The sequence below is a fragment of the Paraburkholderia nodosa DSM 21604 genome (genome assembly GCF_000519185.1).
In the GTDB taxonomy this organism is placed as follows: Bacteria; Pseudomonadota; Gammaproteobacteria; order Burkholderiales; family Burkholderiaceae; genus Paraburkholderia; species Paraburkholderia nodosa.
Map to the genome: position 1 here is coordinate 88,341 of NZ_JAFA01000014.1, position 26,223 is coordinate 114,563.

General features: G+C 66.3%; 24 protein-coding genes. 15 read left to right on the plus strand and 9 right to left on the minus strand.

Annotated elements, in window-relative coordinates; translation table 11 throughout:
• Nucleotides 1-13: 13 nt before the first annotated feature.
• The 4 genes from A3CW_RS47105 to A3CW_RS0121465 all read left to right on the plus strand — a co-directional run bounded on the left by A3CW_RS47105 (nucleotide 14) and on the right by A3CW_RS0121465 (nucleotide 9,473).
• Nucleotides 14-1,363, plus strand: coding sequence for an efflux RND transporter periplasmic adaptor subunit (locus tag A3CW_RS47105; protein WP_081771747.1), 1,350 nt, complete (start codon nucleotides 14-16; stop codon nucleotides 1,361-1,363).
• A gap of 18 nt (nucleotides 1,364-1,381) precedes the next feature.
• The gene (locus A3CW_RS0121455) at nucleotides 1,382-4,540 is read left to right on the plus strand and encodes an efflux RND transporter permease subunit (protein WP_028205399.1); all 3,159 of its coding nucleotides are present in this window, start codon (nucleotides 1,382-1,384) and stop codon (nucleotides 4,538-4,540) included.
• Nucleotides 4,537-7,851 carry an efflux RND transporter permease subunit gene (locus tag A3CW_RS0121460; RefSeq protein ID WP_028205400.1) on the plus strand — a complete coding sequence of 1,105 codons (3,315 nt, stop codon included), beginning with the start codon at nucleotides 4,537-4,539 and terminating at the stop codon, nucleotides 7,849-7,851. The genes A3CW_RS0121455 and A3CW_RS0121460 overlap by 4 nt, the downstream gene beginning before the upstream one ends.
• Before the next feature lie 116 nt (nucleotides 7,852-7,967).
• Nucleotides 7,968-9,473, plus strand: a complete 1,506-nt coding sequence (locus A3CW_RS0121465; RefSeq protein ID WP_407669761.1) for an efflux transporter outer membrane subunit — start codon at nucleotides 7,968-7,970, stop codon at nucleotides 9,471-9,473.
• A 15-nt stretch (nucleotides 9,474-9,488) separates the two neighbouring features.
• On the opposite strand, the gene A3CW_RS0121470 is transcribed toward A3CW_RS0121465, so the two are convergent.
• Together A3CW_RS0121470 and A3CW_RS0121475 are read right to left on the minus strand one after the other, a co-directional pair.
• Nucleotides 9,489-9,944, minus strand: coding sequence for a PACE efflux transporter (locus A3CW_RS0121470; RefSeq protein ID WP_028205402.1), 456 nt, complete (start codon nucleotides 9,942-9,944; stop codon nucleotides 9,489-9,491).
• An 88-nt stretch (nucleotides 9,945-10,032) separates the two neighbouring features.
• Nucleotides 10,033-10,683: an oxygen-insensitive NAD(P)H-dependent nitroreductase NfsB gene (locus tag A3CW_RS0121475; protein ID WP_028205403.1), complete on the minus strand. Its 651-nt coding sequence runs from the start codon at nucleotides 10,681-10,683 to the stop codon at nucleotides 10,033-10,035.
• Nucleotides 10,684-10,863: 180 nt separating this feature from the next.
• On the opposite strand from A3CW_RS0121475, the gene A3CW_RS0121480 reads away from it, so the two are divergent.
• The 5 genes from A3CW_RS0121480 to A3CW_RS0121500 all read left to right on the plus strand — a co-directional run bounded on the left by A3CW_RS0121480 (nucleotide 10,864) and on the right by A3CW_RS0121500 (nucleotide 14,204).
• Nucleotides 10,864-11,283, plus strand: coding sequence for a secondary thiamine-phosphate synthase enzyme YjbQ (locus A3CW_RS0121480; protein ID WP_028205404.1), 420 nt, complete (start codon nucleotides 10,864-10,866; stop codon nucleotides 11,281-11,283).
• An 86-nt stretch (nucleotides 11,284-11,369) separates the two neighbouring features.
• Nucleotides 11,370-12,092, plus strand: coding sequence for a dienelactone hydrolase family protein (locus A3CW_RS0121485; RefSeq protein WP_028205405.1), 723 nt, complete (start codon nucleotides 11,370-11,372; stop codon nucleotides 12,090-12,092).
• A 126-nt stretch (nucleotides 12,093-12,218) separates the two neighbouring features.
• Nucleotides 12,219-12,992, plus strand: a complete 774-nt coding sequence (locus A3CW_RS0121490; RefSeq protein WP_028205406.1) for a bestrophin-like domain — start codon at nucleotides 12,219-12,221, stop codon at nucleotides 12,990-12,992.
• Nucleotides 12,993-13,038: 46 nt separating this feature from the next.
• Nucleotides 13,039-13,350, plus strand: a complete 312-nt coding sequence (locus A3CW_RS0121495; RefSeq protein ID WP_028205407.1) for a cupin domain-containing protein — start codon at nucleotides 13,039-13,041, stop codon at nucleotides 13,348-13,350.
• 149 nt (nucleotides 13,351-13,499) lie between these two features.
• Complete coding sequence (locus A3CW_RS0121500) at nucleotides 13,500-14,204, plus strand: glutathione S-transferase N-terminal domain-containing protein (RefSeq protein ID WP_028205408.1); 705 nt, start codon at nucleotides 13,500-13,502, stop codon at nucleotides 14,202-14,204.
• A 13-nt stretch (nucleotides 14,205-14,217) separates the two neighbouring features.
• On the opposite strand, the gene A3CW_RS0121505 is transcribed toward A3CW_RS0121500, so the two are convergent.
• Nucleotides 14,218-14,877, minus strand: a complete 660-nt coding sequence (locus A3CW_RS0121505) for a DUF4410 domain-containing protein (RefSeq protein ID WP_028205409.1) — start codon at nucleotides 14,875-14,877, stop codon at nucleotides 14,218-14,220.
• 62 nt (nucleotides 14,878-14,939) lie between these two features.
• Nucleotides 14,940-15,557, minus strand: a complete 618-nt coding sequence (locus tag A3CW_RS0121510) for an HAD family hydrolase (RefSeq protein WP_028205410.1) — start codon at nucleotides 15,555-15,557, stop codon at nucleotides 14,940-14,942.
• Nucleotides 15,558-15,724: 167 nt separating this feature from the next.
• Between A3CW_RS0121510 and A3CW_RS0121515 the strand changes: the two genes are divergently transcribed.
• Nucleotides 15,725-15,985 (plus strand): hypothetical protein, encoded by a 261-nt coding sequence (locus tag A3CW_RS0121515; RefSeq protein ID WP_028205411.1) that lies wholly within the window; start codon nucleotides 15,725-15,727, stop codon nucleotides 15,983-15,985.
• Between the two features lie 18 nt (nucleotides 15,986-16,003).
• On the opposite strand, the gene A3CW_RS0121520 is transcribed toward A3CW_RS0121515, so the two are convergent.
• The gene (locus A3CW_RS0121520; RefSeq protein WP_028205412.1) at nucleotides 16,004-16,966 is read right to left on the minus strand and encodes a LysR substrate-binding domain-containing protein; all 963 of its coding nucleotides are present in this window, start codon (nucleotides 16,964-16,966) and stop codon (nucleotides 16,004-16,006) included.
• A gap of 16 nt (nucleotides 16,967-16,982) precedes the next feature.
• Complete coding sequence (locus A3CW_RS0121525; protein ID WP_028205413.1) at nucleotides 16,983-18,062, minus strand: tartrate dehydrogenase; 1,080 nt, start codon at nucleotides 18,060-18,062, stop codon at nucleotides 16,983-16,985.
• Between the two features lie 253 nt (nucleotides 18,063-18,315).
• Between A3CW_RS0121525 and A3CW_RS0121530 the strand changes: the two genes are divergently transcribed.
• Entirely contained in the window at nucleotides 18,316-18,813 is a 498-nt protein-coding gene (locus A3CW_RS0121530) for a GAF domain-containing protein (protein ID WP_028205414.1), read from the plus strand.
• A gap of 92 nt (nucleotides 18,814-18,905) precedes the next feature.
• Here A3CW_RS0121530 and A3CW_RS0121535 read toward each other — a convergent pair whose 3' ends face one another.
• The gene (locus tag A3CW_RS0121535; protein ID WP_028205415.1) at nucleotides 18,906-19,817 is read right to left on the minus strand and encodes a LysR family transcriptional regulator; all 912 of its coding nucleotides are present in this window, start codon (nucleotides 19,815-19,817) and stop codon (nucleotides 18,906-18,908) included.
• A 117-nt stretch (nucleotides 19,818-19,934) separates the two neighbouring features.
• Between A3CW_RS0121535 and A3CW_RS0121540 the strand changes: the two genes are divergently transcribed.
• Complete coding sequence (locus A3CW_RS0121540) at nucleotides 19,935-20,828, plus strand: aldo/keto reductase family oxidoreductase (protein ID WP_028205416.1); 894 nt, start codon at nucleotides 19,935-19,937, stop codon at nucleotides 20,826-20,828.
• Between the two features lie 18 nt (nucleotides 20,829-20,846).
• Here the strand turns inward: A3CW_RS0121540 and A3CW_RS0121545 are convergent, their stop codons facing one another.
• On the minus strand, nucleotides 20,847-21,752 hold the full coding sequence (locus tag A3CW_RS0121545) for a LysR family transcriptional regulator (RefSeq protein ID WP_028205417.1): 906 nt from the start codon (nucleotides 21,750-21,752) through the stop codon (nucleotides 20,847-20,849).
• A gap of 95 nt (nucleotides 21,753-21,847) precedes the next feature.
• Here A3CW_RS0121545 and A3CW_RS0121550 point away from each other — a divergent pair, with 95 nt between their 5' ends.
• Nucleotides 21,848-23,128 carry an MFS transporter gene (locus A3CW_RS0121550; RefSeq protein ID WP_028205418.1) on the plus strand — a complete coding sequence of 427 codons (1,281 nt, stop codon included), beginning with the start codon at nucleotides 21,848-21,850 and terminating at the stop codon, nucleotides 23,126-23,128.
• A gap of 144 nt (nucleotides 23,129-23,272) precedes the next feature.
• On the opposite strand, the gene A3CW_RS0121555 is transcribed toward A3CW_RS0121550, so the two are convergent.
• Nucleotides 23,273-23,497, minus strand: a complete 225-nt coding sequence (locus A3CW_RS0121555; RefSeq protein ID WP_028205419.1) for a hypothetical protein — start codon at nucleotides 23,495-23,497, stop codon at nucleotides 23,273-23,275.
• Between the two features lie 394 nt (nucleotides 23,498-23,891).
• On the opposite strand from A3CW_RS0121555, the gene A3CW_RS0121560 reads away from it, so the two are divergent.
• Together A3CW_RS0121560 and A3CW_RS0121565 are read left to right on the plus strand one after the other, a co-directional pair.
• A complete protein-coding gene (locus tag A3CW_RS0121560; RefSeq protein WP_028205420.1) occupies nucleotides 23,892-24,527 on the plus strand; it encodes a LysE family translocator in 636 nt (211 codons plus the stop codon).
• 552 nt (nucleotides 24,528-25,079) lie between these two features.
• Complete coding sequence (locus tag A3CW_RS0121565; RefSeq protein WP_028205421.1) at nucleotides 25,080-26,216, plus strand: asparaginase; 1,137 nt, start codon at nucleotides 25,080-25,082, stop codon at nucleotides 26,214-26,216.
• Nucleotides 26,217-26,223 lie beyond the last annotated feature (7 nt).

Genomic DNA, 26,223 nt, shown 5'->3' on the forward strand with positions numbered 1-26,223 from the left:
CCTGGAGGCAGGCATGAGCGACGTCCCGCAGACGCAACCCGCGCCCCCGCCCCCACCGCCACCGCCGCCGCCCGCACCGCCCCCGCAGGCGCCGAAGCGCCGCCGGCTCGGCCCGCTCATTCTCGCCATTGTCGTGATCGTGCTGATCGTGCTCGTGATCGTGCACATCATGCGCAACAAGAAGACGGAGCACGGCGCGGCGCCGCAGGTCGTGACCGTGGCCGCCGCCACGCTCGGGCCCATGCCCGTGACGCTCAACGCGCTCGGCACCGTCACGCCGGTCGCCACTGTCACGGTTCTGCCGCAAATCAGCGGCTACCTCACCGAGGTGGGCTACAAGGAAGGCCAGGATGTCGTGAAGGGGCAGTTCCTCGCCCAGATCGACCCGCGCCAGTACGAGATCAGCAAGGAGCAGGCGCTCGCGCAGCTCGCCAAGGACCAGGCCCTGCTGGCGCAGGCGCGCGCCGACCTCGCGCGCTATACGCAGTTGAACGCAAAGCAGTCGATCGCGGCGCAGACCTACAGCGACCAGCAGTTCCTCGTCAAGCAGTATGAAGCCGCGGTGCAGGCCGACAAGGCCAACGTCAGGCTGTTCGAGCTCGATCTGATCTATTGCCGCATCACGGCGCCGGTGTCGGGGCGCGTGGGCCTGCGGCTCGTCGATCCGGGCAACTACGTGACTTCGTCCAGCTCCACGGGCATTGCCGTCATCACGACGATCAAGCCCACCACCGTGCAGTTCGCCATCCCGCAAACCTCGCTCGGCAGCGTGCTCGAGCGCGTCAACGCCGGCGCGAAACTGCCGATCACCGTCTTCAGCAGCGACAACACCCGCCAGATTGCCACCGGCACGCTGTTCGCGCTCAGCAACCAGATGGCCACGGCCACCGGCACGGTCACGCTGCGCGCGAGCGTGCCCAACGACAACGAGGCGCTCTTTCCCAACGAGTTCGTCAACGTGAGGCTGCTCGTCGACACGCTGCAGAGCGCCGTACTCGTGCCGACGCCCGCCGTGCAGACCGGCGCGCCCGGCGACTACGTGTACCTCGTGAACGCCGACAACACCGTGTCGGTTCACAAGGTCACGCTCGGCCCGAGCGATGGCCGCTACACGGTGATCTCCGCGGGCTTGCAGCAGGGTCAGCATGTCGTGACCGACGGCCTCGACCGCCTCAACGACGGCGCGAAGATCCAGCCCGCGGGGCCGAGGCCCGCCACGCACGCGGGCGCGGCCAGTGGTGCGGGCGGCGCAAGCGCACCGCATCCCGGCCACGCGAGCGGCGCGGCCAGCGCGGCCAGCGAACCCGGCGCCACGGCGCCGAACGCCTCCGACGCGAGCGCTGCGGCCTCGCAAGCGGGTTAAGCCCCGGACCCAGCGCCGATGAATATTTCGCGTCTCTTCATCCTGCGGCCGGTCGCGACTTCACTCCTGATGATCGCGATGGTGCTGATCGGCCTCGTCGCGATGAAGTTCCTGCCAGTTTCCTCGCTGCCCGCGGTGGACTATCCCACCATCCAGGTGCAGACCTTCTATCCGGGCGCGAGCCCGAACGTGATGGCGACCACCGTCACGGCGCCGCTCGAGGTGCAGCTCGGCGAAATCCCGGGCCTGCAGCAGATGATCTCGTACAGCTCCGAGGGCGCCTCGGTCATCACGCTGCAGTTCGACCTCTCGCTGAGCCTCGACGTGGCCGAGCAGAACGTGCAGCAGGCCATCAACGCGGCCAACAGCTTCCTGCCAAGCGGCCTGCCCGCGCCGCCGACCTATGCCAAGGTGAACCCGGCCGACCAGCCTATCCTCACGCTCGCGGTCACGTCGAAGTCGATGTCGCTCACGCAGTTGCAGGACGCGGCCAACAACCGTCTCGCCACGAAGATTTCCGAAGTGCCGGGCGTGGGCCTCGTCACCACGGCGGGCGGCAACGTGCCCGCCGTGCGCGTGGAGGCCGACCCGCAGAAGCTCGCCGCCTACGGCCTGAATCTCGACGACCTGCGCACGCTGCTCGCCAACGTCAACGTGAGCAACCCGAAGGGCAACTTCGACGGCCCCGAGCTGAACTACACGATCAATTCGAACGACCAGATCTCGGACCCGAGGGACTACGAGGACACCGTCATCGCCTATCAGAACGGCTCGCCGGTGTTCATGCGCGACGTGGCGCGCGTGTCCACGGCCGCGCAGGACGTGGAGCGCGGCGCCTGGTACAACAAGGCGCCCGCCATCGTGCTGAACGTGCAGCGTCAGCCGGGTGCGAACGTGATCGCCACCGTCAACCAGATCATGCGGGAGTTGCCGCAGCTCGAAGCGGCGCTGCCCGCCGGTATGCAGGTCACCGTGGTGTCGAACAGCGTGGGCGTGATCCGCGCTTCGGTGAGCGACGCGGCCTTCGAACTCGTGCTCGCCGTGGCGCTCGTGGTGGCCGTGATCTTCGTGTTCCTGCGCAATCTGCCCGCGACCATCATTCCGAGCATCTCGGTGCCGGTCTCGCTGATCGGCACACTCGCGATCATGTACGAGCTGGGCTACTCGATCGACAACCTCTCGCTGATGGCGCTCATCATCGCCACGGGCTTCGTGGTGGACGACTCGATCGTGATGATCGAAAACATCGTGCGCTACCTCGAGGAAGGCGACAAACCCTTGCAGGCGGCGTTAAAAGGCGCAGGCCAGATCGGTTTCACGATTCTTTCGCTGACGATCTCGCTCATCGCCGTGCTGATTCCGCTGCTCTTCATGGGCGGCGTGATCGGACGCCTCTTCAGCGAATTCGCCGTCACGCTCGCGGTGACCATCGTGCTGTCGGCCGTGGTCTCGCTCACCGTCGTGCCGATGATGTGCGCGCGCATCCTGCGCGCCCAGGCCGAGCGCCACCCCAGCCGCTTCGAGCGCATCAGCGAAGGGCTTTTCAACAAGACGCTCAACGCCTACGAGCGCGGCCTGCGCTGGGTGCTCGACCACCAGACGCTCACGCTCGTCGTGTTCGTGGTGACGGTGGTGCTCACCGGGCTGCTGTACGTCGTGATTCCGAAGGGCCTGTTCCCGGTGCAGGACGTGGGCGTGCTGCAAGGCATCAGCGTGGCCGACAACTCCATCTCCTACCAGGCGATGGTGCGGCGCCAGTCCGCTCTGGCCGAGGAAATTCTCAAGGACCCCGATGTCGTTTCGCTCACCTCGTACGTGGGCATCGACGGCATCAACAACACGCTCAACAACGGGCGCTTCCTCATCAACCTGAAACCGCACGACGACCGCTCCGAAACCGCCGACGAAATCGGGCGGCGCATTCAGCAGTCGGTGGCGAAGGTGGCGGGCGTGCGCCTTTACATTCAGCCCGAGCAGGACCTCACGCTCGACACCACGGTCTCGCGCAACCAGTACAACTTCGTGCTGCGCGGGCCGAGCCAGGAGGCGTTCGACCAGTACGTGCCCGCGCTCATCGCGCGCATGAAGCAGATCTCGTCGATCCGCGACGTCACGAGCGACCTCAACACGGATGGCCTTTCCGTGAACGTCGAAGTGAACCGCCAGCTCGCGGCGCGCTACGGCATCACGGCCGCGACCATCGACAACGCGCTCTACGATGCGCTGGGCCAGCGCATCGTTTCGACCATCTTCCAGCAGTCGGACCAGTACCGCGTGATTCTGGTGGCGAAACCCGAGGCGCTGCCCACGGTCGAATCGCTCGGCGACCTCTATCTGCCGAGCCAGACGAGCAGCGAAGGCCAGGTGCCGCTCAAGGGCATTGCGAAGATCAGCATCACGCGCTCGCCGCTCATGATCAGCCACCTCGCGCAGTTCCCTTCGGTCACGATCTCGTTCAATCTCGCCGATGGCGCGTCGCTCTCCGCCGCCGTGCGCGACGTGCGTAAGGCCGAGGCCGCCGTGAGCCTGCCGCCCTCGATCACCTCGTCGTTCCAGGGCGCGGCGCAGGCGTTCGAGGATTCGCTTTCCAGCGAGGTATATCTGTTGGTCGCGGCGCTCGTGGCCGTGTATATCGTGCTGGGCGTGCTGTACGAGAGCTACGTGCACCCGGTCACGATTCTTTCGACGCTGCCTTCGGCTGGCATTGGCGCGCTGCTCGCGCTGATGATCGCGGGCAAGGACCTGGACGTGATCGGCATTATCGGTATCGTGCTGCTGATCGGCATCGTCAAGAAGAACGCCATCATGATGGTGGACTTCGCGCTCGAAGCCGAACGCGTGCACGGCAAGCCGCCGCGCGAGGCGATTTTCGAAGCGTCGCTGCTGCGTTTCCGGCCGATTCTCATGACCACGCTCGCGGCCATGCTCGGCGCGCTGCCCATGCTGCTCGGCAGCGGCACGGGCTCGGAGCTGCGCCGCCCGCTGGGTCTTGCGATCATCGGCGGGCTCACGCTTTCGCAGATGCTCACGCTCTTCACGACGCCCGTGATCTATCTGTTCTTCGACCGGCTGGCCGAACGCTTCGGCCGCAAGCGCAAGCCTGAAAGCCATGCGGGCGGCGACGCGGACGGCGGTTCCGGCAACGGCGCGCCGCCGGCGCCCGAGGGCACGCCGTGAACCTCTCGGCGCTCTTCATCCGGCGGCCGGTCGCGACGTCACTCCTCGCGATCGCGATCCTCATTTCGGGGACGCTCGCCTTTTTCCGGCTGCCGGTCGCGCCGCTGCCCAACATCGCCTACCCGGTGATCGTGGTGCAGGCCAACATGGCGGGCGCGAGCCCGGACATCATGGCGTCCACCGTGGCCGAGCCGCTGGAGCGCCGCCTCGGCACCATCGCCGATGTCAGCCAGCTCACCTCGATCAGCAACACGGGCACGGCGCTCATCGTGGTGGTGTTCGGCCTGAACCGCGACATCAACGGCGCGGCGCGCGACGTGGAAGCGGCCATTCAGGCCGCGCGCGCCGACTTGCCCACCACGCTGCGCAGCAACCCGACCTATCGACAGTACAACCCCGCGAGCGCGCCGATCATGGTGCTCGCGCTCACCTCGGACACGCTCACCAAGGCGCAGCTCTACGATTCCGCCGATTCGGTCATCCAGCAGCAGCTCTCACAGGTGGACGGCGTGGGCCAGATCACGCTGGGCGGCGGCGCGCTGCCCTCGGTGCGCGTGGAGCTGGAGCCGGGCAAGCTGAACAGCTACGGGATCGGCCTCGAAGACGTGCGCGCGTCGATAGGGGCGGCCAACGCGAACAGCGCGAAAGGCCATATCGACCAGGGCAACCAGCGCTACACGGTGACGTCGAATGACCAGATCAGCAAGGCCGCGCCGTTTCGCGACGTGGTGATCGCCTATCGCAACGGCTCGCCCGTGTTCCTGCGCGACGTGGCTTCCGTCATCGACTCCAACGAAAACATCCGCAACGCGGGCCTCTACAACGGCAAGTCGTCCGTGCTCGTGATCGTCTACCCGATGCCCGGCAGCAATGTCGTGAAGACGGTGCAGCAGATCCGCGCGCGCCTGCCCTCCATCGAGGCCGCGCTGCCCGCCACGATCAAGGTGGACGTGGCGATCGACCGCTCCGAGTCCGTGCGCGCCTCCGTGGCCGACACCGAGCGCACGCTCTTCATCGCCGTGCTGCTCGTGATCGGCGTGGTGTTCGTGTTCCTGCTCTCGCCGCGCGCCACGCTGATCCCCGCCGTGGCGCTGCCGCTTTCCATCGTGGGCACGTTCGGACCCATGTACCTGCTCGGCTACAGCATCGACAATCTCTCGCTCATGGCGCTCACCATCGGCACGGGCTTCGTGGTGGACGACGCCGTGGTGGTGCTGGAGAACATCGTGCGCCACATCGAGGCCGGCATGGAGCCGAAGGAAGCGGCGCTCAAGGGCGCGGGCGAAGTGGGCTTCACGGTGCTTTCCATGAGCCTTTCGCTCATCGCCGTGTTCCTGCCCATTCTGCTTATGCCCGGCATCGTGGGCCTGCTCTTTCACGAGTTCGCGATGACGCTCTCCATCGCGATCCTCATCTCGCTCGTGATCTCGCTCACCGTCACGCCCACCATGTGCGCCTACGTGCTCAAGCGCGAAGCGCTGCACCACAAGCCCTCGCGCGCGGCCGTGTGGATCGACGCGCAGTTCGAGCGCTTCAAGCAGTTCTACTCGCGCACGCTCGACGTCGCACTCAATCACGCGCGGCTCACGATCTTCATCCTGTTCGCGCTGCTGGTCGGCAATGTGTTTCTCGCGCGGCTGCTTTCCGGCACCTTCTTCCCCGAGCAGGACACCGGCATTCTGATCGGCCAGATCATCGCGGACCAGAGCATTTCGTTCACGGCGATGGAGAAGAAGCTCGCGCAGTTGCAGGCCATCGTGAAGGCCGATCCGGCCGTGCAGTCGGTGGCGGGCTTCACGGGCGGGCGCGCGCTCAATTCGGCCACCGTGTTCGTCGAATTGAAACCGCTCAACGAACGCCGTCTTTCGGCCACCGAGGTCGTGAACCGCCTGCGTCCCAAGCTCAATGCCGTGTCGGGCGCGCGCCTTTTCATGCAGGCCCAGCAGGACCTGCAGATCGGCGGGCGGCAGTCGGCGGCCGAGTATCAGTACACGCTCACGAGCGACGACGCCGACGCCCTCTTCACCTGGGTGCCGCGCCTCGTGGACGAGCTGAACAAGCACCGCGGCCAGATGTCGGATGTGAACTCGGACCTGCAGCAAAATGGTCTGGAGGCCTACATGACGGTGCAGCGCACGACCGCCAAGCGCTACGGGTTCGACCCGAACCAGGTGGACAACGTGCTCTACGACGCCTTCGGCCAGCGTACCGTTTCGACCATCTACAACGCGATCAACCAGTACTTCGTCGTGATGGAAGTGGCGCCGCAGTACTGGCAGTTTCCGCAGTCGTTCCAGGACATCTGGCTGAGCACGGCGGCCGGCAACGCGAGCGGCGCCGCGCAAACGCAGATGCCGTCGAGCGTCATCTCGGGCGTCACGCCCTTCACGGCCGTGACCACGACCACCACGGCGGGCGGCAACACCAACGAGCGCAACGCCAACGCGGTGGCCAACCAGCAGAACAACGCGATCGCCAACAGCAAGGGCGGCAGCTCCAGCGGCAGCGCGGACAGCACGGCCGCCGAAACCATGGTGCCGCTCATGGCGCTCATGGACTGGAAGACGCGCCATACGGCCACCCAGGTCAATCACCAGGGCACGGAAGTGGCGGGCACGATTTCGTTCAATCTGCCCAAGGGCGGCTCGCTTTCCGAAGCCGGCACGATCATCGAGCAGGCCGAGCGCGACATCGGCATGCCCGCCTCCATCCACGGCGCGTTCGCGGGCGCGGCGCAGGCCTACGCGCAGTCCATGGGCGTCGTGCCGCTGCTCATTCTCGCCGCGCTCGCCGTGGTCTATATCGTGCTGGGCGTGCTGTACGAAAACACCATCCACCCGCTCACGATTCTCTCCACGCTGCCTTCGGCCGGCATCGGCGCGATTCTCGCCATGCTGATCTTCGGCACGCCGTTCTCGGTGATCGCGATGATCGGCATCATCCTGCTCATCGGTATCGTGAAGAAGAACGGCATCATGATGGTCGACGTCGCCATCCAGTTGCAGCGCAACGAGGGCATGGAGGCGCGCCGCGCGATTCACGAAGCCGCCGTGGTGCGCCTGCGCCCGATCATGATGACGACCTTCGCGGCCGTGCTCGGCGCGCTGCCGCTCGCCATCGGCATTGGCCAGGGCGCTTCGCTGCGCCAGCCGCTCGGCGTGACGGTGATGGGCGGCCTGCTCCTGAGCCAGGTCTTTACCCTGTACACCACGCCGGTGATTTACCTGTTCCTCGACCGCCTGCGGGCACGCCTCGCGCGCTGGGCCGCGCGCCTGCCGTGGAATCGCCAGGCCGATGAGAGCGCATCATGATGAAGACTCGCCTTAATCCAACGCTCATGCGAATGCTGATCTCCGTCCCCGCAAGCGCCGCCACGCGCGCGCTGCCGCTCGCGCCCCTCACCGCCGCGCTGCTGCTCGCGGGCTGCATGGTCGGACCGGACTACCACCGGCCGCAGGTCGCCGTGCCCGCCACGTGGAAAGAACTGCCCGGGTGGACCCAGGCCGAGCCGGAAGCCGCTCAGGGCCCGAAGGGCGAATGGTGGACCGCCTTCCAGGACCCGCTGCTCGACGAACTGGAACCGCTCGTCCAGGTCTCGAACCAGACCGTGCGGCAGAGCTACGCGAACTACCAGCAAGCGCTCGCCGAAGTGCGCGTGGCGCGTGCGAGCCTGTTCCCGACCATCGGCATCACCGGTTCGCTCGCGCGCGAGCGCTCCTCCACCGGCACGCTCAGCAGCGTGAGCAGCATCACGTCCACGCCGAGCGGCGCGCGCATCGTCAACGGCGGCACGCTCGAAGGGAACGCGAGCTGGGACATCGACCTCTGGGGCCAGGTGCGCCGCCAGATCGAGGAGCAGTCGGCCACGGCGCAGGCGAGCGAGGCGACGCTGGCGAACGCTACGTTATCCGAACAAATCGCACTGGCGAACGCCGTGATCGATCTGCGCATCACCGATGCCGATATCGACCTGCTCACGCATACCGTGCAGGCGTACACGGACTTCCTGCGCGTGGTGGCCAACCAGGACCAGGCCGGCACCGTGCCGCCGTCCGACCTGATATCCGCGCGCACGCAGCTCGAGTCCGCGCGCGCGAGCCTGATCGCCCTGGGCGTGGCGCGCGCGCAAAACGAGCACGCCATTGCGGTGCTAGTGGGCCGCAACCCCGAAGATGTCGATATCCCGCACAGCGCGCAGCTTCCCGCGATGCCCGCGATTCCCGCCGGCGTGCCCTCCACGCTGCTGCAGCGGCGGCCCGACATTGCGACCGCCGAACGGCAGATGGCGTCGGCCAATGCGGCGATCGGCGTGGCGGTGGCCGCGTACTATCCGTCGATCTCGCTCACCGCGCTCGACGGCTTCACGCAGTCGCCGCTTTCGGGCCTGCTGCACATGAGCAACTATGTGTGGTCGCTCGGCGCAAGCGCGACCCAGACGATCTTCGACGGCGGCCTGCGCAGCGGCCAGGTGGCCGCCGCGCGCGCGAGCTATGACGCGGCGGTGGCGAACTATCGCGGCACGGTGCTGACGGCGTTCCAGGGGGTGGAGAACGATCTCTCGGGGCTGCGCATCCTCGCGCAGCAGGCCGACGTGCTCGACACCGCCGTGCGCGACGCCATCCGTGGCGCGCAGATCGCGCAAAACGAATATGAGGCAGGCACCGTGGACTACACGACGGTCGCCACGGCGCTGGCCACGCAGGTGACCAATCAGCAGAGCGCGCTCAATGTGCATCAGCAGCGGCTGCTCGATACGGCTTCGCTGATCGGCGACCTGGGCGGCGGCTGGTCCGGGCAGCTGCACGATGCGCAGCATCCGGCGCGTGCGGTGACGCCGGCTTCCGACGCCGCGGCGGCGGGCGCGGGCGCGAGCGCGAGCAGTCCGGCGAACGTGGAAGCGAGCGGGACGCAGGGCGCCGCTGCGAGCCCCTGATCGAGAGAACCCGCGCTACGCGCGCGGCCGCGTTTCCGAAGCGCTCGTCACCGGCATGGCGGAGGCCGGCAGGCCGAACACGGCGTCGAAGATCAGGTTGTAGACGTAGTTGTAGACGAGAAAGAACACCGAGAGGCCGATATCCATCGCGAACGCCTCGATCAACGTCACTTGCAGCGTGAGCGCGATCATCGGCACGAGGAACACCACGAGGCCGCCCTCGAAGCCGACCGCATGCGCAATACGGCGCGCGACACTGCGGCCGCGTTTCGTCTGGCGCGCTTCCCAGCGCTCGAACAGCAGGTTGTAGACGAAGTTCCAGCCCACTGCGATCAGCGATGAAAACACCGCCGCCGCGCCCGCGCGGTCCACGCCGCTGCCCGAGAGCGAGGCGAAGCTCGTGCCGGTAATCAGGATCGCGATGCCTTCGAACAGCGTGACGTACACGATCCGGCGTTTGATACCCTGCATGGACGAATGCTCCTGATGCGGTTCCCGCGTGGCTTCGGGCCGTGTCAATCGCCGCGCTTGCTGCGAGCGCGGCGAAACCCTGCGCGAATCAACCGAGATCGGTGAATACCGAAGCCGCGGACAAGCGCGACTTCGGCAGCTTCGCGTTGAAGTCGTCGGCGCTGCGGTAGCCGAGACCGACCACTACGAGCGCGGTGAGGCCCTGCTCGCGCAGGCCCAGTTCCTCGTCGAGCGCTTTCGCGTCGAAGCCTTCCATCGGGCACGCGTCGATTTCGAGCGTCGACGCGCCGATCAGCAGCGTGCCGAGCGCGAGATACGCCTGCTTCTCCAACCACGCCGGCAGGTCGTTGCGCTCGCGATGCAGGTTCACATAGAACGAGCGCGTCTTTTCCTGAACCGCCTTCGCCTCGGCGTTGGCGAAACGGCCGTCCGCTTCTTCCTGCGCGAGCACTTCGGCGAGGTGCGCTTCGTCCATCTCGGTGCGCACGCACAGCACCACCACGTGCGAGGCGCGCGTGACCTTCGGTTCGTTGTACGCGAAACCTTCCATGCCCCTGGCGATACGCGCACGCGCGGCGTCGCTTTCGGCCAGCACGAAATGCCACGGCTGCGAGTTCACCGAGGAAGGGCTGAAGCGGATCAGCTCCTTGAGTTCGTCGATGACGGCCGCGGGAATCTTGCGGGCGGGATCGAACGCCTTGGTGGCGTGGCGGGCTTTCGCGAAGCGGGTGAGGTTCAAGCGGTTTTCTCCTTCATATGCGGTCGGCCGAGGCAAGCCCCGGCAAGGCCGACATCGTACCAGCATCGTGCGCCGGCCGCGGGGCGGTCTGCGCGCCCAGCGCGCCTGCGCTATGCTTGAAGGCTGCCATCGCCGCGACGGCTCAGCAGCCACGCGCCGCCGCCCGCAAGGAGACTGATCATGCGCCAGGCCATCCATCATCTGCCGGTGAGCACGCGCACGCGCGGGCTCGTCGAAATCAGCCATGAGGTGCGCGCGTTCGTGCGCGAACAGCGCATCGCCACCGGCTTGCTCACCCTCTTTTGCCGCCACACGTCGGCGTCTCTCGTCATCCAGGAAAACGCCGATCCTTCGGTGCGCCGCGATCTCGAACGTTACTTCGAGCAGCTCGCGCCCGAAGATCCGCAGCGCTACGAGCACGACACCGAAGGCCCCGACGACATGCCCGCGCATTTGCGCACGGCGCTCACGCACACGCAGCTCTGCATCCCGGTCGAGCACGGCACTCCCGTGCTGGGTACGTGGCAGGGCATCTACGTGTTCGAACATCGGCGCGCGGCGCACACGCGCGATATCGTGCTGCATCTGATCGGCGAATGAGCAGATCGGGCGCACACACGCAAATCCCGTACGCAAGCGCTATGCTTGCGTCTTTCGTTCAACCGACTCACCGAGGGTTGCCCCAAATGAAACAGTCCGCCGGATCCATGATTTCCTTCACCCGCCCTGACGGCCAGTCGCTCCAGGGTTATCTCGCCAAACCGGAAAAGACCGAAGGCGCGCCCGCCATCGTCGTGATCCAGGAATGGTGGGGCTTGAACGACCAGATCCGCGGCGTGGCCGACCGGCTCGCGCAGGCGGGCTACCTCGCGCTCGTGCCCGATCTCTATCGCGGCAAGAGCACCGTCGAACAGGAAGAGGCCCACCATCTGATGACGGGCCTCGACTTCGCGGACGCGGCCTCGCAGGACGTGTACGGCGCGGTCAACTACCTGAAGACGCTCACGGACCGCGTGGGCGTGACGGGCTACTGCATGGGCGGCGCGCTCACGCTGCTCGCGGCCACCATGGTGCCGGGCCTTTCGAGCGCCGTGGTGTGGTACGGCTTCCCGCCGCTCGAATACATCGACGCGAGCAAGATCACCGCGCCCATCCTCGGCCACTTCGCGACCCAGGACCAGGCGTTCAGCATCGAGACCGTGGCGGAACTCGAAACGAAGCTCAAGGGCGCCAGCGTCGACGTCGAGTTCCATCGCTATCTGGCCCACCACGCGTTTGCGAACGAGACCGCCGTGGGCCCGACCCGCATCCCCATCACGCAGTACGACCCGGTCTGGGCGCAGCTCGCGTGGGACCGCTCGCTGACGTTCTGGGGCCGTACGATGTGGCCGCAACGCTCGGCGCGCTGAAGCGCTGGCAGCGGCCCGCGCCACCGCGCGGATCTGTCGTAGAATCGGCGTCGCCCCGTCTCGCACGGGCGACGCCGATTTGCATTGCAGCGCCTTCGTCCCTCTCACGCTTTTCGCGGAGACTCCATGACGCCGCTCATCCTCCAGCGCCCCGCGCTTCTGTTCATCGTGCTGATCGTGGCGCTGCCGCTTGCCGCCGCGCTCGGCGCAAACGTGCTGCATAAATACTTTCCGCTCGCCGAGGAGGCGCGCGAGAACTACAAGATCGTGCAGGGCGCGACGCTCACGCTGCTCGCGCTGTTGATCGGCTTCACGCTCTCGATGGCCGTGAGCCGGTACGACCAGCGCAAGAACCTCGAGGAAGAGGAAGCCAACGCGATCGGCACGGAGTATCTGCGCGCCGAGCTTCTTGGCGGCGAAGTGGCGGCCCAGACCCAGGCGCTGCTCGCGCGCTACCTTCAGGCGCGCATCCATTTCTACGTCGCGCGAGACGCCAGCGCGCTCGAGCAGATCAACCGCGATACTGGCGAGCTCCAGACACAGCTCTGGGCGAGCGTGCGCGACGCCGCGAAGGCGCAGCCGAATCCGGTGATGGCGCTCGTGGTCGCCGGCATGAACGACGTCATCAACACCCAGGGCTACACCCAGGCCGCGTGGATCAACCGCATTCCCGTCGCCGCGTGGGCGCTGATGTTCGTCATCGCCATCTTCAGCAACCTGATGCAGGGCTATGGCGCGCAAGGCCAGGTCGGCCGGCGCGTGCTGCTGCTCGTCCTGCCCATTACGGTGACGCTTTCGCTCACGCTCATCGCCGATATCGACAGCCCGCGCGGCGGCCTCATTCGCGTCGCGCCGCTCAATCTGATGAGCCTTGCGCAATCCATGCCTGCCAATCCCTGAGCCCCGTCCCGCGATGCCGCGCGATCACACCCAAGCCCGTACAGCCATGAAAGTCATCCGTTCGAAAACCTTCACCGCCGCCCGTCCCTGGGGCGCGCTCGACATCGCCAACATGAACGGCACCACCGTGCGCCTGCACTGGACCGACCAGCCATACCAATGGCACGTCAACGACGGCGAGGAGGTGTTCGCCGTGCTCGACGGCGTGGTCGACATGCATTACCGCGAAGACGGCGCGGAGCAGGTCGCGGTGCTCGAAGCCGGCGACGTGTTCTTCGCGGGCGTGGGCTGCGAGCATGTCGCGCACCCGCGCGGCGAGGCGCGCATTCTCGTGGTCGAGCGCGAAGGCAGCGTGTAGCAGCGTGTAATCCGCGCTTCGCGGCGAAAAGACGGCGCGCGCCATTTCCACTAAACTTGGCGGCCTGACTCCACTACCGCCTTTCGATCAGACCGCGGCGCGCCAGGCACGGCCCGCGCCCCGCCGTTGAAGGACTTCAAGGACCCCGCATGAACGACCTTTCCGCCTTTCCCATCACCCGCAAGTGGCCAGCGCTTCACCCCGAGCGCATCCAGCTCTATTCGCTGCCCACGCCCAATGGCGTCAAGGTCTCGATCATGCTGGAGGAAAGCGGCCTGCCGTATGAGCCGCATCTGGTGCGCTTCGACGCGAACGACCAGATGTCGCCGGAATTCCTCTCGCTGAACCCCAACAACAAGATTCCCGCGATCCTCGATCCGAACGGCCCGGGCGGCGAGCCGCTCGCGCTGTTCGAATCGGGCGCGATCCTCATCTATCTCGCCGACAAGAGCGGCCGCTTCCTCGCCCGTGAAGGCGCGGCGCGCTACGAGACGATCCAGTGGGTCATGTTCCAGATGGGCGGCATTGGACCGATGTTCGGCCAGGTGGGCTTCTTCCACAAGTTCGCAGGCAAGGAGTACGAGGACAAGCGTCCGCGCGACCGCTACGTCGCCGAGTCGCGGCGCCTGCTCGCCGTGCTCGACCAGCGCCTCGAGGGACGCAAGTGGATCATGGGCGACGAATACACCATCGCCGACATCGCCACGTTTGGTTGGGTGCGCAACCTTGTTGGCTTCTACGAGGCCGGCGACCTCGTGGGTTACGCCGATTTCAAGAACGTCGCGCGCGTGCTCGAAGCCTTCGTCGCTCGGCCGGCGGTCGCACGCGGGCTCAACATTCCGCCGCGCGGCTAAGGCTCCCGGCGCGTCATTGCGGCGCCGCTTTCACGCGCGCCGCGACCGAGTCGGCCACTTCGGCCGCCGCGCGGTCCACGTTCTTGCGGTCGTCGGCGCGCGCAAGCACGAATTTGGCCGCCGCCACATACGGATTGAGCGCGATGGCCGCGCCGGCGCCCGGCTTCGCGTGGCTCGACTGGCTGTCGATCACCTGATAAAGCGGCTGCGGCGCCTGGGTGGCCAGGTTGTCCACGGCCACCGCCAGCTCGATCTGGCTCGCGCCCGAGCCGAAACCCACCACCGCGCGCCGCATGCTGTTGCCTTCGTCCACGCTCAGGAATACGCCGCGCACCAGCCAGCCCTGCGCAGGTAGCGGCGTGCCGCTGGGCAGGCGGCGCGCGTCGAGGCCTTTCTCGCGCAGGTCGTTGACCAGCGCATCGGCCATTTTCGTGACGACCTGATCGGCCTGCTGCTGCGGGTCACGGTGGCGCAACAGCGGTCGTGGCAGCAAGCCGCCCATGTGCTCGCGCGCACTCTCCACAGGATTCGAATCCTGCTTGACGTTGGCCGCGTCGAGTTCGAAGTCCGTCACGTAGACGAGCGGCGCGCCCGGCTGTTGAGCCGCGGCGAGCGACGCGAACGCGCACAGGCAGAGTGTCGCGACCCGCTTCCAGTTCCATTGCATTTTCATCCACGCTCCCCTAAGTTCACCTTCCGTTCATTCATGCCGTGGCCGCATGTGCGGCACGGCTATCAACCGTCGATCAGCCCGAGCCGCGCCAGGTCGCTCGCGAGCGCATCGGCTTCGACGAAGTGGCACGCCTGCAACCCCGCGTCGAGCGCGCCCGTGACGTTCGCTTCGCTGTCGTCGATGAAGAGCGTTTCCTGGGGCTGCGCGCCGAGCTGGGCAACGCAGCCAAGGTAGGTCTGCGCGGCCGGCTTGACCGCGCCGAACGTCGCCGACGCATAGACCTGCGAACCGAAAAGCCGCGCTACGGGCGGATTCAGATAGTCGAGGTGATGCGTGACGAGCGAGCAGTTGTTGGTCAGCACGGCGATGCGGCATCGCGCGGCCACGCGCTGCGCCAGCGCGAGGGCCGCCTCGTTCGGCGTGATCGACGCGCGCCGCGCCGCCAGCCACATATCGCGACCCACCTCGCATCCGAGCATCGCGCCGAGTGCGCGCAGATAAGCGTCGGGATCGAGCTCGCCCGCGTCGGCGCGCGCTTCGAGACCCGAGCCCCAGATCGCGTGACGCACCGTTGCGGGCGGCGCGCCGGTGGCGGCCGCAAGGCTCATCACGCGCGCGTCGCGATCGTAGTGGGACAGCACGCCTTCCATGTCGAACAGGACTACGCCGATCGCCGCCATCTGCCGCTCCCGCCACGAAATAATCCACTGCGATCCCACCGCGGCCCCGCCACGTCCGCAGCCGATCATACCGCCGGCCCGCGCCAGGCGGCGCACGAGTGGCACAAGCGCGGTGCGCGCCGATCGCGCCCCTAAACCGTCAATCGATTTTGGGTAAACTGGAACGCATGGACACCTGCCGTTATTGCGGAAAACTGCGCGACGAATGGGATTGCCACGGGGCAGCGTGCCGCCAGGCGATCGCGCAGGCGCTGCACCGCCAGCGCAAGGGGCTGCCGATGGTCGCGAACGTGATCCGCAACGAAATCCCCGCCGACGCCACCACCGGCCAGATCATCACCGTGCTTTCGCGCCAGCGCCAGCGTGCGCGGCGCGGCAACGAGGAACGACGCGAGCGCAAGGCGCTCGATCTCCCCGAAAGCGAGTAAGGGACCCGCCGAACCCGGTCAGCGCCCGCTCTCGTCCTCGTTCGCAGGCGCGGCAATGCCGATGCGCGCGAACGTTTCCTCCAGATGATTCACGCACACGCGCACTTTCGCGGACTGCGCGAGGCGCGCCGGGTACACGGCCCAGACATTGGCCGGCTGCGTCACGCCGGGCAGCACACGCTGCAGGCGCCCGCTCTCCAGCAATGGCGCGACATCCCACATCGAGCGCAGCACGATGCCACGGCCCGCCAGCGCCCACTGCACGGCCACCTCGCCATGATTGGTCGAGAGCGGCCCCGCCACTTTCACCGAAACCGTTTCGCCATGCGCGTCCAGGCGCCATACGCCGAACGGATGGTCGCGCTCCTTGATCGCGAGACACGCGTGTTCGGCGAGATCGGCGATCTCCTGTGGCGCGCCGCGCCGAGCGAGATACGCGGGCGCGGCGCAGAGTACGCGATAGTTCGCGGCGAGACGCCGCGCGATCAGATGGCCGGCGATCTCGTCGCCGATACGCACGTCGAGGTCGAAGCCCTCGCCCGCCACATCGACGAGCCGGTCGAACAGTTCGAGGCGCACGCTCAGTTGCGGATAACGCTCGGAAAGCCCGGCGAGCGCGGGCGCGACGAAGTTGCGGCCAAAGCCGAAGCTGCTCGACACGCGCAGCGTGCCGCGCGGAATGCGCCGCGTGGTGGAGACGTCGTCCACGAGCCGCTCGACGTCGTCGAGGATCTTGCCCGCCGACGCATAGACGCGCTCGCCCGCCTCCGTCATCGCGACGCGCCGCGTCGAGCGGTGCAACAGGCGCGTGCCGAGGCGCGCCTCGAGCACGCCCACGCGCTTGCTGACATAGGCCGGCGACGCCGCAAGCGCTTCGGCCGCCGCGGTGAAGCTCGCCTTGCGCGCGACCATGCAGAACACGCGCAAGTCGTCGAGCTCCGGCGACGCGACGGATTTCGGCGCTTTCGGTGCGTCCGGCATATGCGTCACAGCGGCGTCACAGCGCGGCGGCTACCGCTTCGCCCAGCTCGGTCGTGTTCGCCGTGCCGCCCATGTCGGGCGTGCGCGGGCCTTCCACCAGCACCTTCTCGATGGCCTGCATGATCGCGTCGTGCGCGGCCTTGTATTGCGTGTCGCCGTTGCCGAGGAAGTTCAGCATCATCGCGCCCGACCAGATCATCGCGATAGGGTTGGCGATCTTCTTGCCGAAGATGTCGGGCGCGGAGCCGTGCACCGGCTCGAACAGCGACGGAAACTTGCGCTCGGGATTCAGGTTCGCCGAAGCCGCCAGACCGATCGTGCCCGTGCATGCGGGGCCGAGGTCCGAAAGAATGTCGCCGAACAGGTTCGACGCGACGACCACATCGAAGCGGTCCGGCTGCAGCACGAAACGCGCGCACAGAATATCGATGTGCTGCTTGTCCCACTTCACGCCGGGATACGCCTCGGCCATCGCGGCCACGCGCTCGTCCCAGTACGGCATGCTGATCGAAATGCCGTTGGACTTCGTGGCCGCCGTGAGTGTCTTGCGGCCGCGCTGGTTCGCGAGTTCGAACGCGTACTTGAGAATGCGGTCGACGCCGTGGCGCGTGAACACCGATTCCTGCAACACGAACTCGCGCTCGGTGCCTTCGAACATCTTGCCGCCCACCGAGCTGTACTCGCCCTCGGTGTTCTCGCGCACCACGAGAAAGTCGATGTCACCGGGCTTGCGGTTGGCGAGCGGACACGGGACGCCGGGCAGCAGACGCACCGGACGCAGGTTCACGTACTGGTCGAACTCGCGGCGGAACTTCAGGAGCGAGCCCCACAGCGAAATGTGATCGGGCACCTTGTCGGGCCAGCCGACCGCGCCGAAATAGATTGCGTCGAAACCCTTGAGCGTGGCGAACCAGTCGTCGGGCATCATCTTGCCGTGCTGCAGGTAGTAGTCGCAGCTTGCCCAGTCGAAATGCGTGATTTCGAGGTTCAGGCCGAACTTCGCGGCCGCCGCCTCGACGACGCGCACGCCCTCGGGCATCACTTCCTGGCCGATACCGTCGCCGGCAATGGCGGCGATTTTTAATGTCTTGCTCATGTTGCGTTCTCCGTTTCTGTGCTGAATCTGTCCTGATGCGCCAGCATGCCTGAAAACCCGCCGGCGACCAGCCCCGCAGGCGTGGATAGATTCAACACGAAACGTGAATAATCGCACGAGGGCGCGCTACGGTCCATGGATGCGCCATATTCAGCACCCGGTGATTTCCTGCCGATGCCCGATCTCGCCTACACTCTCGGTTGGCTCCACCGCGCCTTTCGCTGAAACGGCGTATATCCTGATCGACCGACTTATGTTCTCGCTTTCCGACACCCTTCCCTCCGACAAACCCGCCCTCTACGAATCGCTGGCCGCGCAGGCGCGCTCGCTGATCGAAGGCGAAACCGACGTCATCGCGAACGCGGCGAACTTCGCTTCACTCGTGTTTCATTCGCTCGAAGGCCTGAACTGGGCGGGCTTTTATTCGTTCGACGGCACCGAGCTCGTGGTCGGTCCGTTCCAGGGCAAACCGGCGTGCGTGCGCATTCCCCTGGGCAAGGGCGTATGCGGCACGGCGGCGGCCACGCGGCAAACGCAGCTGGTGCCCGATGTGCACGCGTTCGCGGGCCACATTGCATGCGATTCGGCTTCGCAGTCGGAAATCGTCGTGCCCCTCGTCACGCCGGACGGCGAGCTGATCGGCGTATGGGACGTGGACAGCCCGCATCTCGCGCGCTTCGACGAAGAGGACGCGAAAGGCATGGAATTGCTGTGCCGCACGTTCGTCGAGTACGGCATGAAGCGTCGCTAAGCGTTGTCAGGCGCACGACGTGCCGTGGCTCACCGACGAAGGAGAAACTCCGCATCATGCCGAGTGGGCGACGTAAATCGCTCGACACCTACTCAGGATGCCGAATCGTCTGACGCATTCGCCTTGACGAAGTCGACGAACGCGCGCAGCGGCGCCGGCAGGTGCCGCCGCCCAGGGTAGTAGAGAAACGGCCCCGGAAACGACACGTCCCAGTCGTCGAGCAGGCGCATGAGCGCGCCGCTGCGGATATGCGGCAGCAACATCTCTTCGAACAGATACACGATGCCGACGCCATCGAGCGCCATGTTGATCAGCAGGTCGAGCGCCGCGCCGGGACGCACGACGAGCGGCGTGGGCGGGTCGAGGCGCAGCACCTCGCCGTCGCGTTCGAAATGCCAGAGCGGCATCGCCCCGCCCGCGAACTGCACGCGCAGGCACGCGTGGTCGAGCAGCTCGCGTGGGTGGTCAGGCCGCCCGCGCGCCGCGAGATACGCGGGCGAAGCGACCGTCGCGAAGCGCTCGACGCGCGGACCGATGGGAATCGCGATCATGTCCTGCTCCAGCCGCTCGTCGTAGCGGATTCCGGCGTCGCAGCCGATCTGCAGCACGTCGACGAAGCCGTCCTCCACCACCACCTCGACGCGGATCTCGGGATACGCGCGATGAAACGGCGCGAGCACGCGAGGCAGGATGGTGCGCGCCGCGCTCGCGGGCACGTTGAGCTTGAGCGTGCCCGCCGGCTTTTCGCGGTAGCCGTTGAGCACGTCGAGCGCCGCTTCCATCTCGCTGAAAAGCGGTGTGATCGATTCGAGCAGACGCTGCCCCGCCTCGGTCGGCGCGACGCTGCGCGTGGTGCGGTTCAACAGTCGCAGCCCGAGCTTCGCCTCCAGTCTGCGCACCGCGGCACTCAGGCTCGACGCCGAAACGCCGCCCACGCGCGCCGCATCGCGAAAGCCGCCCGCGCGCGCCACCGAAACGAAAGCGGCCAGATCGTTCATTTCCATCGGCATGGTTCACCCCACATTGTTCGATTTTCCGCACAGCCTGTACTGATCAGATGGGATTATCGGACAATTCGAAGGCGTCCATACTGCGGACATTCGTCAACCGAGGAGTACGCAATGCCGAACCGCAAACCCACAAGCACCTATGAACTGGCCGGCCGCCAGGTAAGCCGCATGGGCTACGGCGCCATGCAACTGGCAGGTCCCGGCGTGTTCGGGCCCCCGAAGGACCGCGCGCAGGCCGTCGCGGTTTTGCGCGAGGCGCTGGAGCTGGGCATCGATCACATCGACACGAGCGACTTCTACGGCCCGCACGTGACGAACCAGATCATCCGCGAGGCGCTGCATCCGTATGCGCCGAACCTCACGATCGTCACCAAGGTGGGCGCCGTGCGCGACGACAAGGGCGCCTGGCTGCCGGCACTGGAACCCGCCGACATCGAGCGCGCCGTGCACGACAACCTGCGCAACCTGGGTCTCGACGCGCTCGATGTGGTCAACCTGCGCATCATGGGCGACGTCCACAAGCCGTCCGAAGGCCCCGTGGAAAAACAGGTCGAGGCGCTTGCCCGTCTGCGCGAGCGCGGCCTCGTGCGCAACGTCGGCATGTCCAACGCCACGGCCGCGCAAATCGCGGCGGCGCAGCGCCTCGTGCCGATCGCGTGCGTGCAGAACCACTACAACCTCGTGCACCGCGACGACGACGCCCTGATCGACGCCCTGGCCGCGCAAGGCATTGCCTACGTGCCGTTCTTTCCGCTCGGCGGCTTTACGCCGATTCAGTCGTCGGCGCTTTCGTCGGTTGCCGCACGCCTCGAAGTCACGCCGATGGCGCTCGCGCTGGCGTGGCTCCTGCGGCGCTCGCCCAACATCCTGCTGATTCCGGGCACGTCCACGCTTTCGCATCTGCGCGAGAACGTGGCGGCCGCACAGCTCGAACTGGAAGACGACGTGCTCGCTGGACTTGACGCCATCGGCAGCAACGGCAACGGCGGCGGCGCCCACGCCTGAGCGCGAGGCACCGCGCCGTCATGCCACTTCGGCCATCTCCAGCTTGTTCGCCAGCGCGTCGCGGATCAGCGCGACCGGCCGCACGAGGCGCCCAGGCAGCGCCCCGTGTACGAGCCACACATTCAGGCCCGAGCGGAAGTCGGTCGCGTCGATGATCTGCAGCTGGTCGCGCAGCGGGCTGCGTGCGAGCGCCTGCGGCGCGGCGAGCCCGACGCCCATGCCGCGCGCGACCAGCGAAAGCTGCAGTTCCGAGCCGAAGGCCTCGACCGCGACGTTGAACGGCAGACCCGCCATGCCCATGGCACGGCTCAACGCCGAGCGCATCCCGCAGCCGTCCTGGTTCAGCACCCACGGATGGTGCGCGAGCGCGGCGAGCGTGGTGGGCTCGTCGGGCAAACCAAACGAGCGCGCCGCGACCACGAGGGTCGGCGTGTAGCCGAGCTGGGTCGCGACCACGCCCTCCGGCGGCGACACCGCGGCGGGCAGCAGGATCACGGCCGCATCGAGTCGTGCGCGCTCGACCTCGTCGAGGAGGCCTGGCGACCAGCCCGCCCTCACGCGCAGCGTCAGCTTGGGAAACTCACCGCGCAATTGATCCACGGGCTGTTCGAGCGCCAGTTCCGAGAGAAACGGCGGCACGCCGAGCTTGAGTTCGCCGACCGGCTCGCTCTCCGGCGAGGCGACCGACATCAAGTCGTCGACGGCGCGCAGGACCGAGCGCGCGAGGCCATACACCTCGTTGCCCGCGGCCGTGGGCTTGAGGGGCTTGCTCTGGCGGTCCAGAAGCTCGATGCCGAGCGTCGTCTCCAGGTTCTGCACGCGGCGCGTGAGGCCCGGCTGCGTCAGGAACAGCCGCTCCGACGCCCGCACGAGCGAGCCGCTTTCCACCACCGCCACGAAGGCTTCCAGATCTCGGGTGTTCACAATAACTCCGCATAAAGATTATCGCGATAATTCAATTGTCGCATAACGTGCCGCTCCCTACGATACGTGAACTTGCCACGTTGCGGAGCCAATCGATGGAGCACCCTGCTGAAACCTGTACGCGCGTGATGGCGCGCGAAGCCACCCCCGCGAGCCACGCTAGTCACGCCACTCTCACGCTGCCGATGACGCTGTTCTTCGCCGCCGCAGTCGGCGTGATCGTCGTCAATCTGTCTGCGGCCCAGCCGCTCGCCGGGCTCGTGAGCCATTCACTGCAGTTGCGCCCGGAATTCGTCGGCGCGGTCGCCATGCTGCCGCAGCTCGGCTACGCAGCCGGCCTGTTGCTGCTCGTGCCGCTCTGCGATCTGCTCGAAAACCGCCGCCTGATTTTCCGCACGCTGCTGGCGTGTTCTGTCTTTCTGGCCCTCGCGGCGCTGGCGCGCTCGGGCCCGCTCTTTCTCGCCGCGGCGTTCCTCGCGGGTGCGACCTCCAGCGTGATCCAGATGCTCGTGCCGATGGCCGCCTCGATGGCGCCCGAAAGCCAGCGCGGGCGGGCCGTGGGCAACGTGATGAGCGGCCTGATGCTGGGCATTCTGCTGTCGCGGCCGCTCGCGAGCCTGATTGCGGGAACGCTGGGCTGGCGCGCGTTCTACGGTATCGAAGCGGTGGCGGATGCCCTGCTCGCGGTGGTCCTCTTTCTGCGCACGCCGCACCGCATGCCGAGCGTGACTGCGCGCTACGCCGGTCTGCTCTATTCGCTCTGGACGTTGCTGCGCACCGAGCGCGTTCTGCGGCGCAGCGCCTTCCTTGCGGCGCTTGCACTGGGCGCCTTCTCGGCGTTCTGGACCGCGGTCGCCTTGCTGCTTTCGCAGCCGCCGTTTTCGCTAGGCATGAACGGCATTGCCGCGTTCGCGCTGGCGGGCGCGAGCGGCGCGATCGTCACGCCGCTCGCGGGCCGGCTGGGCGATCATGGCGCGGGGCGCGCGGTGCAATACGCCGCGCACGCGACGATGCTCGGCGCGGTCATGCTGCTGGGCGTGGCGGGCGCGGGCTGGGGCGGCTTTTCGCCCGCCGCGCATCCCGCGCTAGCGCTCGGCATGCTCGTCGTGGGCGCGGCTGCGCTCGATGCGGGCGTCATCGCCGACCAGACGCTCGGACGGCGCGCGATCAACCTGCTCAACCCCGCCGCGCGCGGCCGGCTCAACGCGATTTTCGTGGGGATGTTCTTCATCGGCGGCGCGGCCGGCGCGCTCATGGCGGGCGCGGCGTGGGCCACCGCGCGCTGGAACGGCGTGTGCCTCGTCGCCCTCGGCTTCACGGTTGCGGTCATCGCGCTCGGCTTCGTTTATCGCGCGTCGCCGGCTTCTGGCCGCTAGCGCCCCGCCCGGCGAACCAATGAAAAAGCCGCGGCTGATCCAGCCGCGGCTTTCCTGTATTTGTACTGCCACTCGCGTATCGAACACTACGAAGCGAAGCGCGCCCGACTCCCCGGTCAGCCCGTCATGCGCGCGGCGATGCGCTCACGTCTGCTGATCCGACCCATCCGCGGGCTGCGCGGTGTTGTCGTCGGCGGGCTTTTCGTCTTCCTTCTTCTCGACTAGCTGCTCGACTTCCTTGGCGCCCTCGAAACCGGCAACCGCGGCGGCTGCCTTGGTCAGGAAGCCTGCGTTCGGATCGAGCTTCTCGGCGCCTTCCACAGCAGCGACCGCACCGGCAATTTCACCCACCTTGTCCAGAATGCCCATTTCACCCCTCCAGTTGAAACCCGCTCCGGGCTGACGAGGCGATGTCTCGCCCCCCGTGCGCCGCACCTTCCATCCAGCGAGCGCGCCGCTTCATTGTGTGCCTGCTCGATGGCCGCATCAATCACTAACTCATTAATCTGACAATGATTAACGATGTTATATACGAACGTATATTGCGACGCGTCAATTGTTTAACTATAGTGAGGTTGTCTCCTCCATGTCTCCCTTGGCATGGTTCAAGCCCGCATCCGCTGCGGGCTTTTCTTTTTGCTGCCTCGCGTTTTCACCGGGCGCTGGCTCAACGCTTGCCTGCGGGCCGCGGCCTGGCTCGCGCCGTCCGCTGGCATAATCGTCCCTTCGCCGTCTTCCAGCCCTCTTTGATCTCACTTTTGCAATGAATCTGCATACCTGGTGGCTATTCCTCGTCACCGTCTTTGTCGTCTGCGCCATCCCCGGTCCCAACATGCTGCTCATCATGTCGCACGGCGCGCAGTACGGACTGCGCCGCACGAGCGCGACCATGGCCGGCTGCCTTTCCGCGCTGGTTCTGATGCTGGCCGTTTCGGCAGCCGGGCTCGGCGTGTTCCTGCAAGCGTGGCCGACCATGTTCAACGCGCTGCGCTTCATTGGCGCTGCGTACCTCGTGTACCTGGGCATCAAGGCGTGGGGCGCACCCGTGCCCGAGGCTGCCGCGGACGTTGCCGAACGTATGGCCGCGCGCCCCGTGCGCTCGCCGCTCGCGCTCTATCGCAACGGCTTCTTCGTCGGTGGCAGCAACCCGAAGGCGATCCTTTTCGCGGCGGCGCTCCTGCCGCAGTTCATCGACGCGACCCGACCGGTGCTGCCGCAGTTCGGAGTGCTCGTTGCGACCTTCGCCGTGTGCGAAGTGAGCTGGTATCTCGTCTACGCGGGTTTCGGCACGCGCATCGGCGCGACGCTCAAGAGCCGCCGCGTGGCAAAAGCGTTCAACCGCGTGACGGGCGGGGTGTTCGTCGGGTTTGGCGCGATGATGGCTTTGATTCGGCAGTAAGGCTTGCCGGGCGGCGCGATGGCCGTGACACGGGAACCATAAGACTCTAACTTCAGAGCTAACTGCTTCCCTGTTTGCAGCCCAAGCGCCTGCCTGGGCCGGAATCGCAACATATCGGTGCGTAACGCCTTACCGATAGATTCCATTTCGCTTTCCCGGACGCACGCGCCAGGTCGGCCGGCCGGTAGTCGCCGGTCTGATCTGTGGAGATGAGAAACGCTTCCACCCATGCGCAAATTAGTCTGGACTGCTACGGATATATCGTATCTGTGGCTACCCTGCTCCAGACCGAAGAGACTGGCATCGCACGTCGGCGAGGCCAGGGTTTTCCCATGTTATGCGAGTCTCGCATAGGGACATGCCACCCCCGCATCGTCCTTTTTTTGACCGCTTCTACCATCCGGTCTGACTCTGGTGTGAGGTGTGAGGCGTGATCCATCCCGCTACCAATCGAATTCTGAGTCGTGGGATCGCCCGCTTTGTTCAGTTCATCAACGAGCCGGCGAGTTCGCCGTTCCTTCCGTCTAAGGTCTCTTCCATTTGCACACGATCATGAATAAATTCGCGCACCCCGTATCGGCTCATTTTCGTACGACCATTGCCGCCGCATTGGCCATATTCCTTGCCCTTCCGCTCTATTCCGCGCCCGCCGCGGCCGCGGACGCCGAACAACAAACGAATGCCCCCGGCCAGACAAAACAGCTTCCACGCGTCATCGTGCTTGCAACCGGAGGCACGATCTCCGGAACGGCGGATGCCCGTTCCGCAATCGGCTACAACTCGGGCGAGCGCACCGGGCAGCAGTTGATCAAGGATGTCCCTGGCATCGAGAAATTCGCCACGATCTCGGCGGAGCAGATTTCGAATATCGGTTCGCAAGACATGAACGACAAGGTCTGGTTCCAGCTCGCCAAACGCATCAATGAGGTTTTTGATCGCGGCGAGGCAGACGGTGTCGTGATCACGCATGGCACGGACACCATGGAGGAAACCGCGTTCTTTCTGAAGAACGTTATCCATTCCACCAAGCCTGTCGTGCTCGTGGGATCGATGCGACCGGGCGGTGTCACCAGTGCTGACGGCCCCAATAACCTCCTCGAAGCCGTTGAAGTTGCCGCCAGCCCGCAGTCGCAGGGGCGTGGTGTGATGGTGGTCATGAACGATACGATTCATGATCCGCGTTGGATCACCAAAACGAATACCACTTCCCTTCAGACGTTTCTGTCTCCCAACGCCGGGCCAATCGGCTACGTGGATCCGGCGTCGATCCGCTTCGTTGCGCCCGTCCTCGCGGCTCGCAAGTCCTCGTACACGCTGCCCGCTGACGGACAATTGCCCCGGGTCGAGATTGTCTTCGCGCACAGCAACATGGACGCGACACAAATCGACCATGCGATCGCAGACAAGGCGAAGGGGATTGTGATCGCCGGGGTCGGCGACGGCGACGTTTCCAACGCCGCCATGCTGGCCATGCAGCGCGCTGCAAAAATGGGCGTCGTTGTCGTTCGGTCCTCGCGGGTTGGATCGGGTTTCGTGAACCGCAACGTCGAAGTCGACGATGACAAGAGCGGATTTGTCGCGTCGCTCGATCTCAATCCTGAGAAGGCCCGTTTGCTGACCCAACTGCTGATCGCCAATGGGATCACGTCGCCCGCGCAGGTCCAGGCCGCGTTTTCTGCGACTTACTGACCGAAGC

What these genes read in the sequence shown, in the direction of transcription:
- A3CW_RS0121465 (WP_407669761.1), top strand. Translation starts at nt 7,968, where the DNA reads ATGGTCGGACCGGACTACCACCGGCCGCAGGTCGCCGTGCCCGCCACG.
- A3CW_RS0121470 (WP_028205402.1), bottom strand. Translation starts at nt 9,944, where the DNA reads ATGCAGGGTATCAAACGCCGGATCGTGTACGTCACGCTGTTCGAAGGC.
- A3CW_RS0121520 (WP_028205412.1), bottom strand. Translation starts at nt 16,966, where the DNA reads ATGCCGGACGCACCGAAAGCGCCGAAATCCGTCGCGTCGCCGGAGCTC.
- A3CW_RS0121565 (WP_028205421.1), top strand. Translation starts at nt 25,080, where the DNA reads ATGAATAAATTCGCGCACCCCGTATCGGCTCATTTTCGTACGACCATT.
- A3CW_RS0121530 (WP_028205414.1), top strand. Translation starts at nt 18,316, where the DNA reads ATGTTCTCGCTTTCCGACACCCTTCCCTCCGACAAACCCGCCCTCTAC.
- A3CW_RS0121495 (WP_028205407.1), top strand. Translation starts at nt 13,039, where the DNA reads ATGAAAGTCATCCGTTCGAAAACCTTCACCGCCGCCCGTCCCTGGGGC.
- A3CW_RS0121560 (WP_028205420.1), top strand. Translation starts at nt 23,892, where the DNA reads ATGAATCTGCATACCTGGTGGCTATTCCTCGTCACCGTCTTTGTCGTC.
- A3CW_RS0121490 (WP_028205406.1), top strand. Translation starts at nt 12,219, where the DNA reads ATGACGCCGCTCATCCTCCAGCGCCCCGCGCTTCTGTTCATCGTGCTG.
- A3CW_RS0121540 (WP_028205416.1), top strand. Translation starts at nt 19,935, where the DNA reads ATGCCGAACCGCAAACCCACAAGCACCTATGAACTGGCCGGCCGCCAG.
- A3CW_RS0121500 (WP_028205408.1), top strand. Translation starts at nt 13,500, where the DNA reads ATGAACGACCTTTCCGCCTTTCCCATCACCCGCAAGTGGCCAGCGCTT.
- A3CW_RS0121525 (WP_028205413.1), bottom strand. Translation starts at nt 18,062, where the DNA reads ATGAGCAAGACATTAAAAATCGCCGCCATTGCCGGCGACGGTATCGGC.
- A3CW_RS0121555 (WP_028205419.1), bottom strand. Translation starts at nt 23,497, where the DNA reads ATGGGCATTCTGGACAAGGTGGGTGAAATTGCCGGTGCGGTCGCTGCT.
- A3CW_RS0121480 (WP_028205404.1), top strand. Translation starts at nt 10,864, where the DNA reads ATGCGCCAGGCCATCCATCATCTGCCGGTGAGCACGCGCACGCGCGGG.
- A3CW_RS47105 (WP_081771747.1), top strand. Translation starts at nt 14, where the DNA reads ATGAGCGACGTCCCGCAGACGCAACCCGCGCCCCCGCCCCCACCGCCA.
- A3CW_RS0121550 (WP_028205418.1), top strand. Translation starts at nt 21,848, where the DNA reads ATGGAGCACCCTGCTGAAACCTGTACGCGCGTGATGGCGCGCGAAGCC.
- A3CW_RS0121515 (WP_028205411.1), top strand. Translation starts at nt 15,725, where the DNA reads ATGGACACCTGCCGTTATTGCGGAAAACTGCGCGACGAATGGGATTGC.
- A3CW_RS0121455 (WP_028205399.1), top strand. Translation starts at nt 1,382, where the DNA reads ATGAATATTTCGCGTCTCTTCATCCTGCGGCCGGTCGCGACTTCACTC.
- A3CW_RS0121535 (WP_028205415.1), bottom strand. Translation starts at nt 19,817, where the DNA reads ATGGAAATGAACGATCTGGCCGCTTTCGTTTCGGTGGCGCGCGCGGGC.
- A3CW_RS0121485 (WP_028205405.1), top strand. Translation starts at nt 11,370, where the DNA reads ATGAAACAGTCCGCCGGATCCATGATTTCCTTCACCCGCCCTGACGGC.
- A3CW_RS0121510 (WP_028205410.1), bottom strand. Translation starts at nt 15,557, where the DNA reads ATGGCGGCGATCGGCGTAGTCCTGTTCGACATGGAAGGCGTGCTGTCC.
- A3CW_RS0121505 (WP_028205409.1), bottom strand. Translation starts at nt 14,877, where the DNA reads ATGAAAATGCAATGGAACTGGAAGCGGGTCGCGACACTCTGCCTGTGC.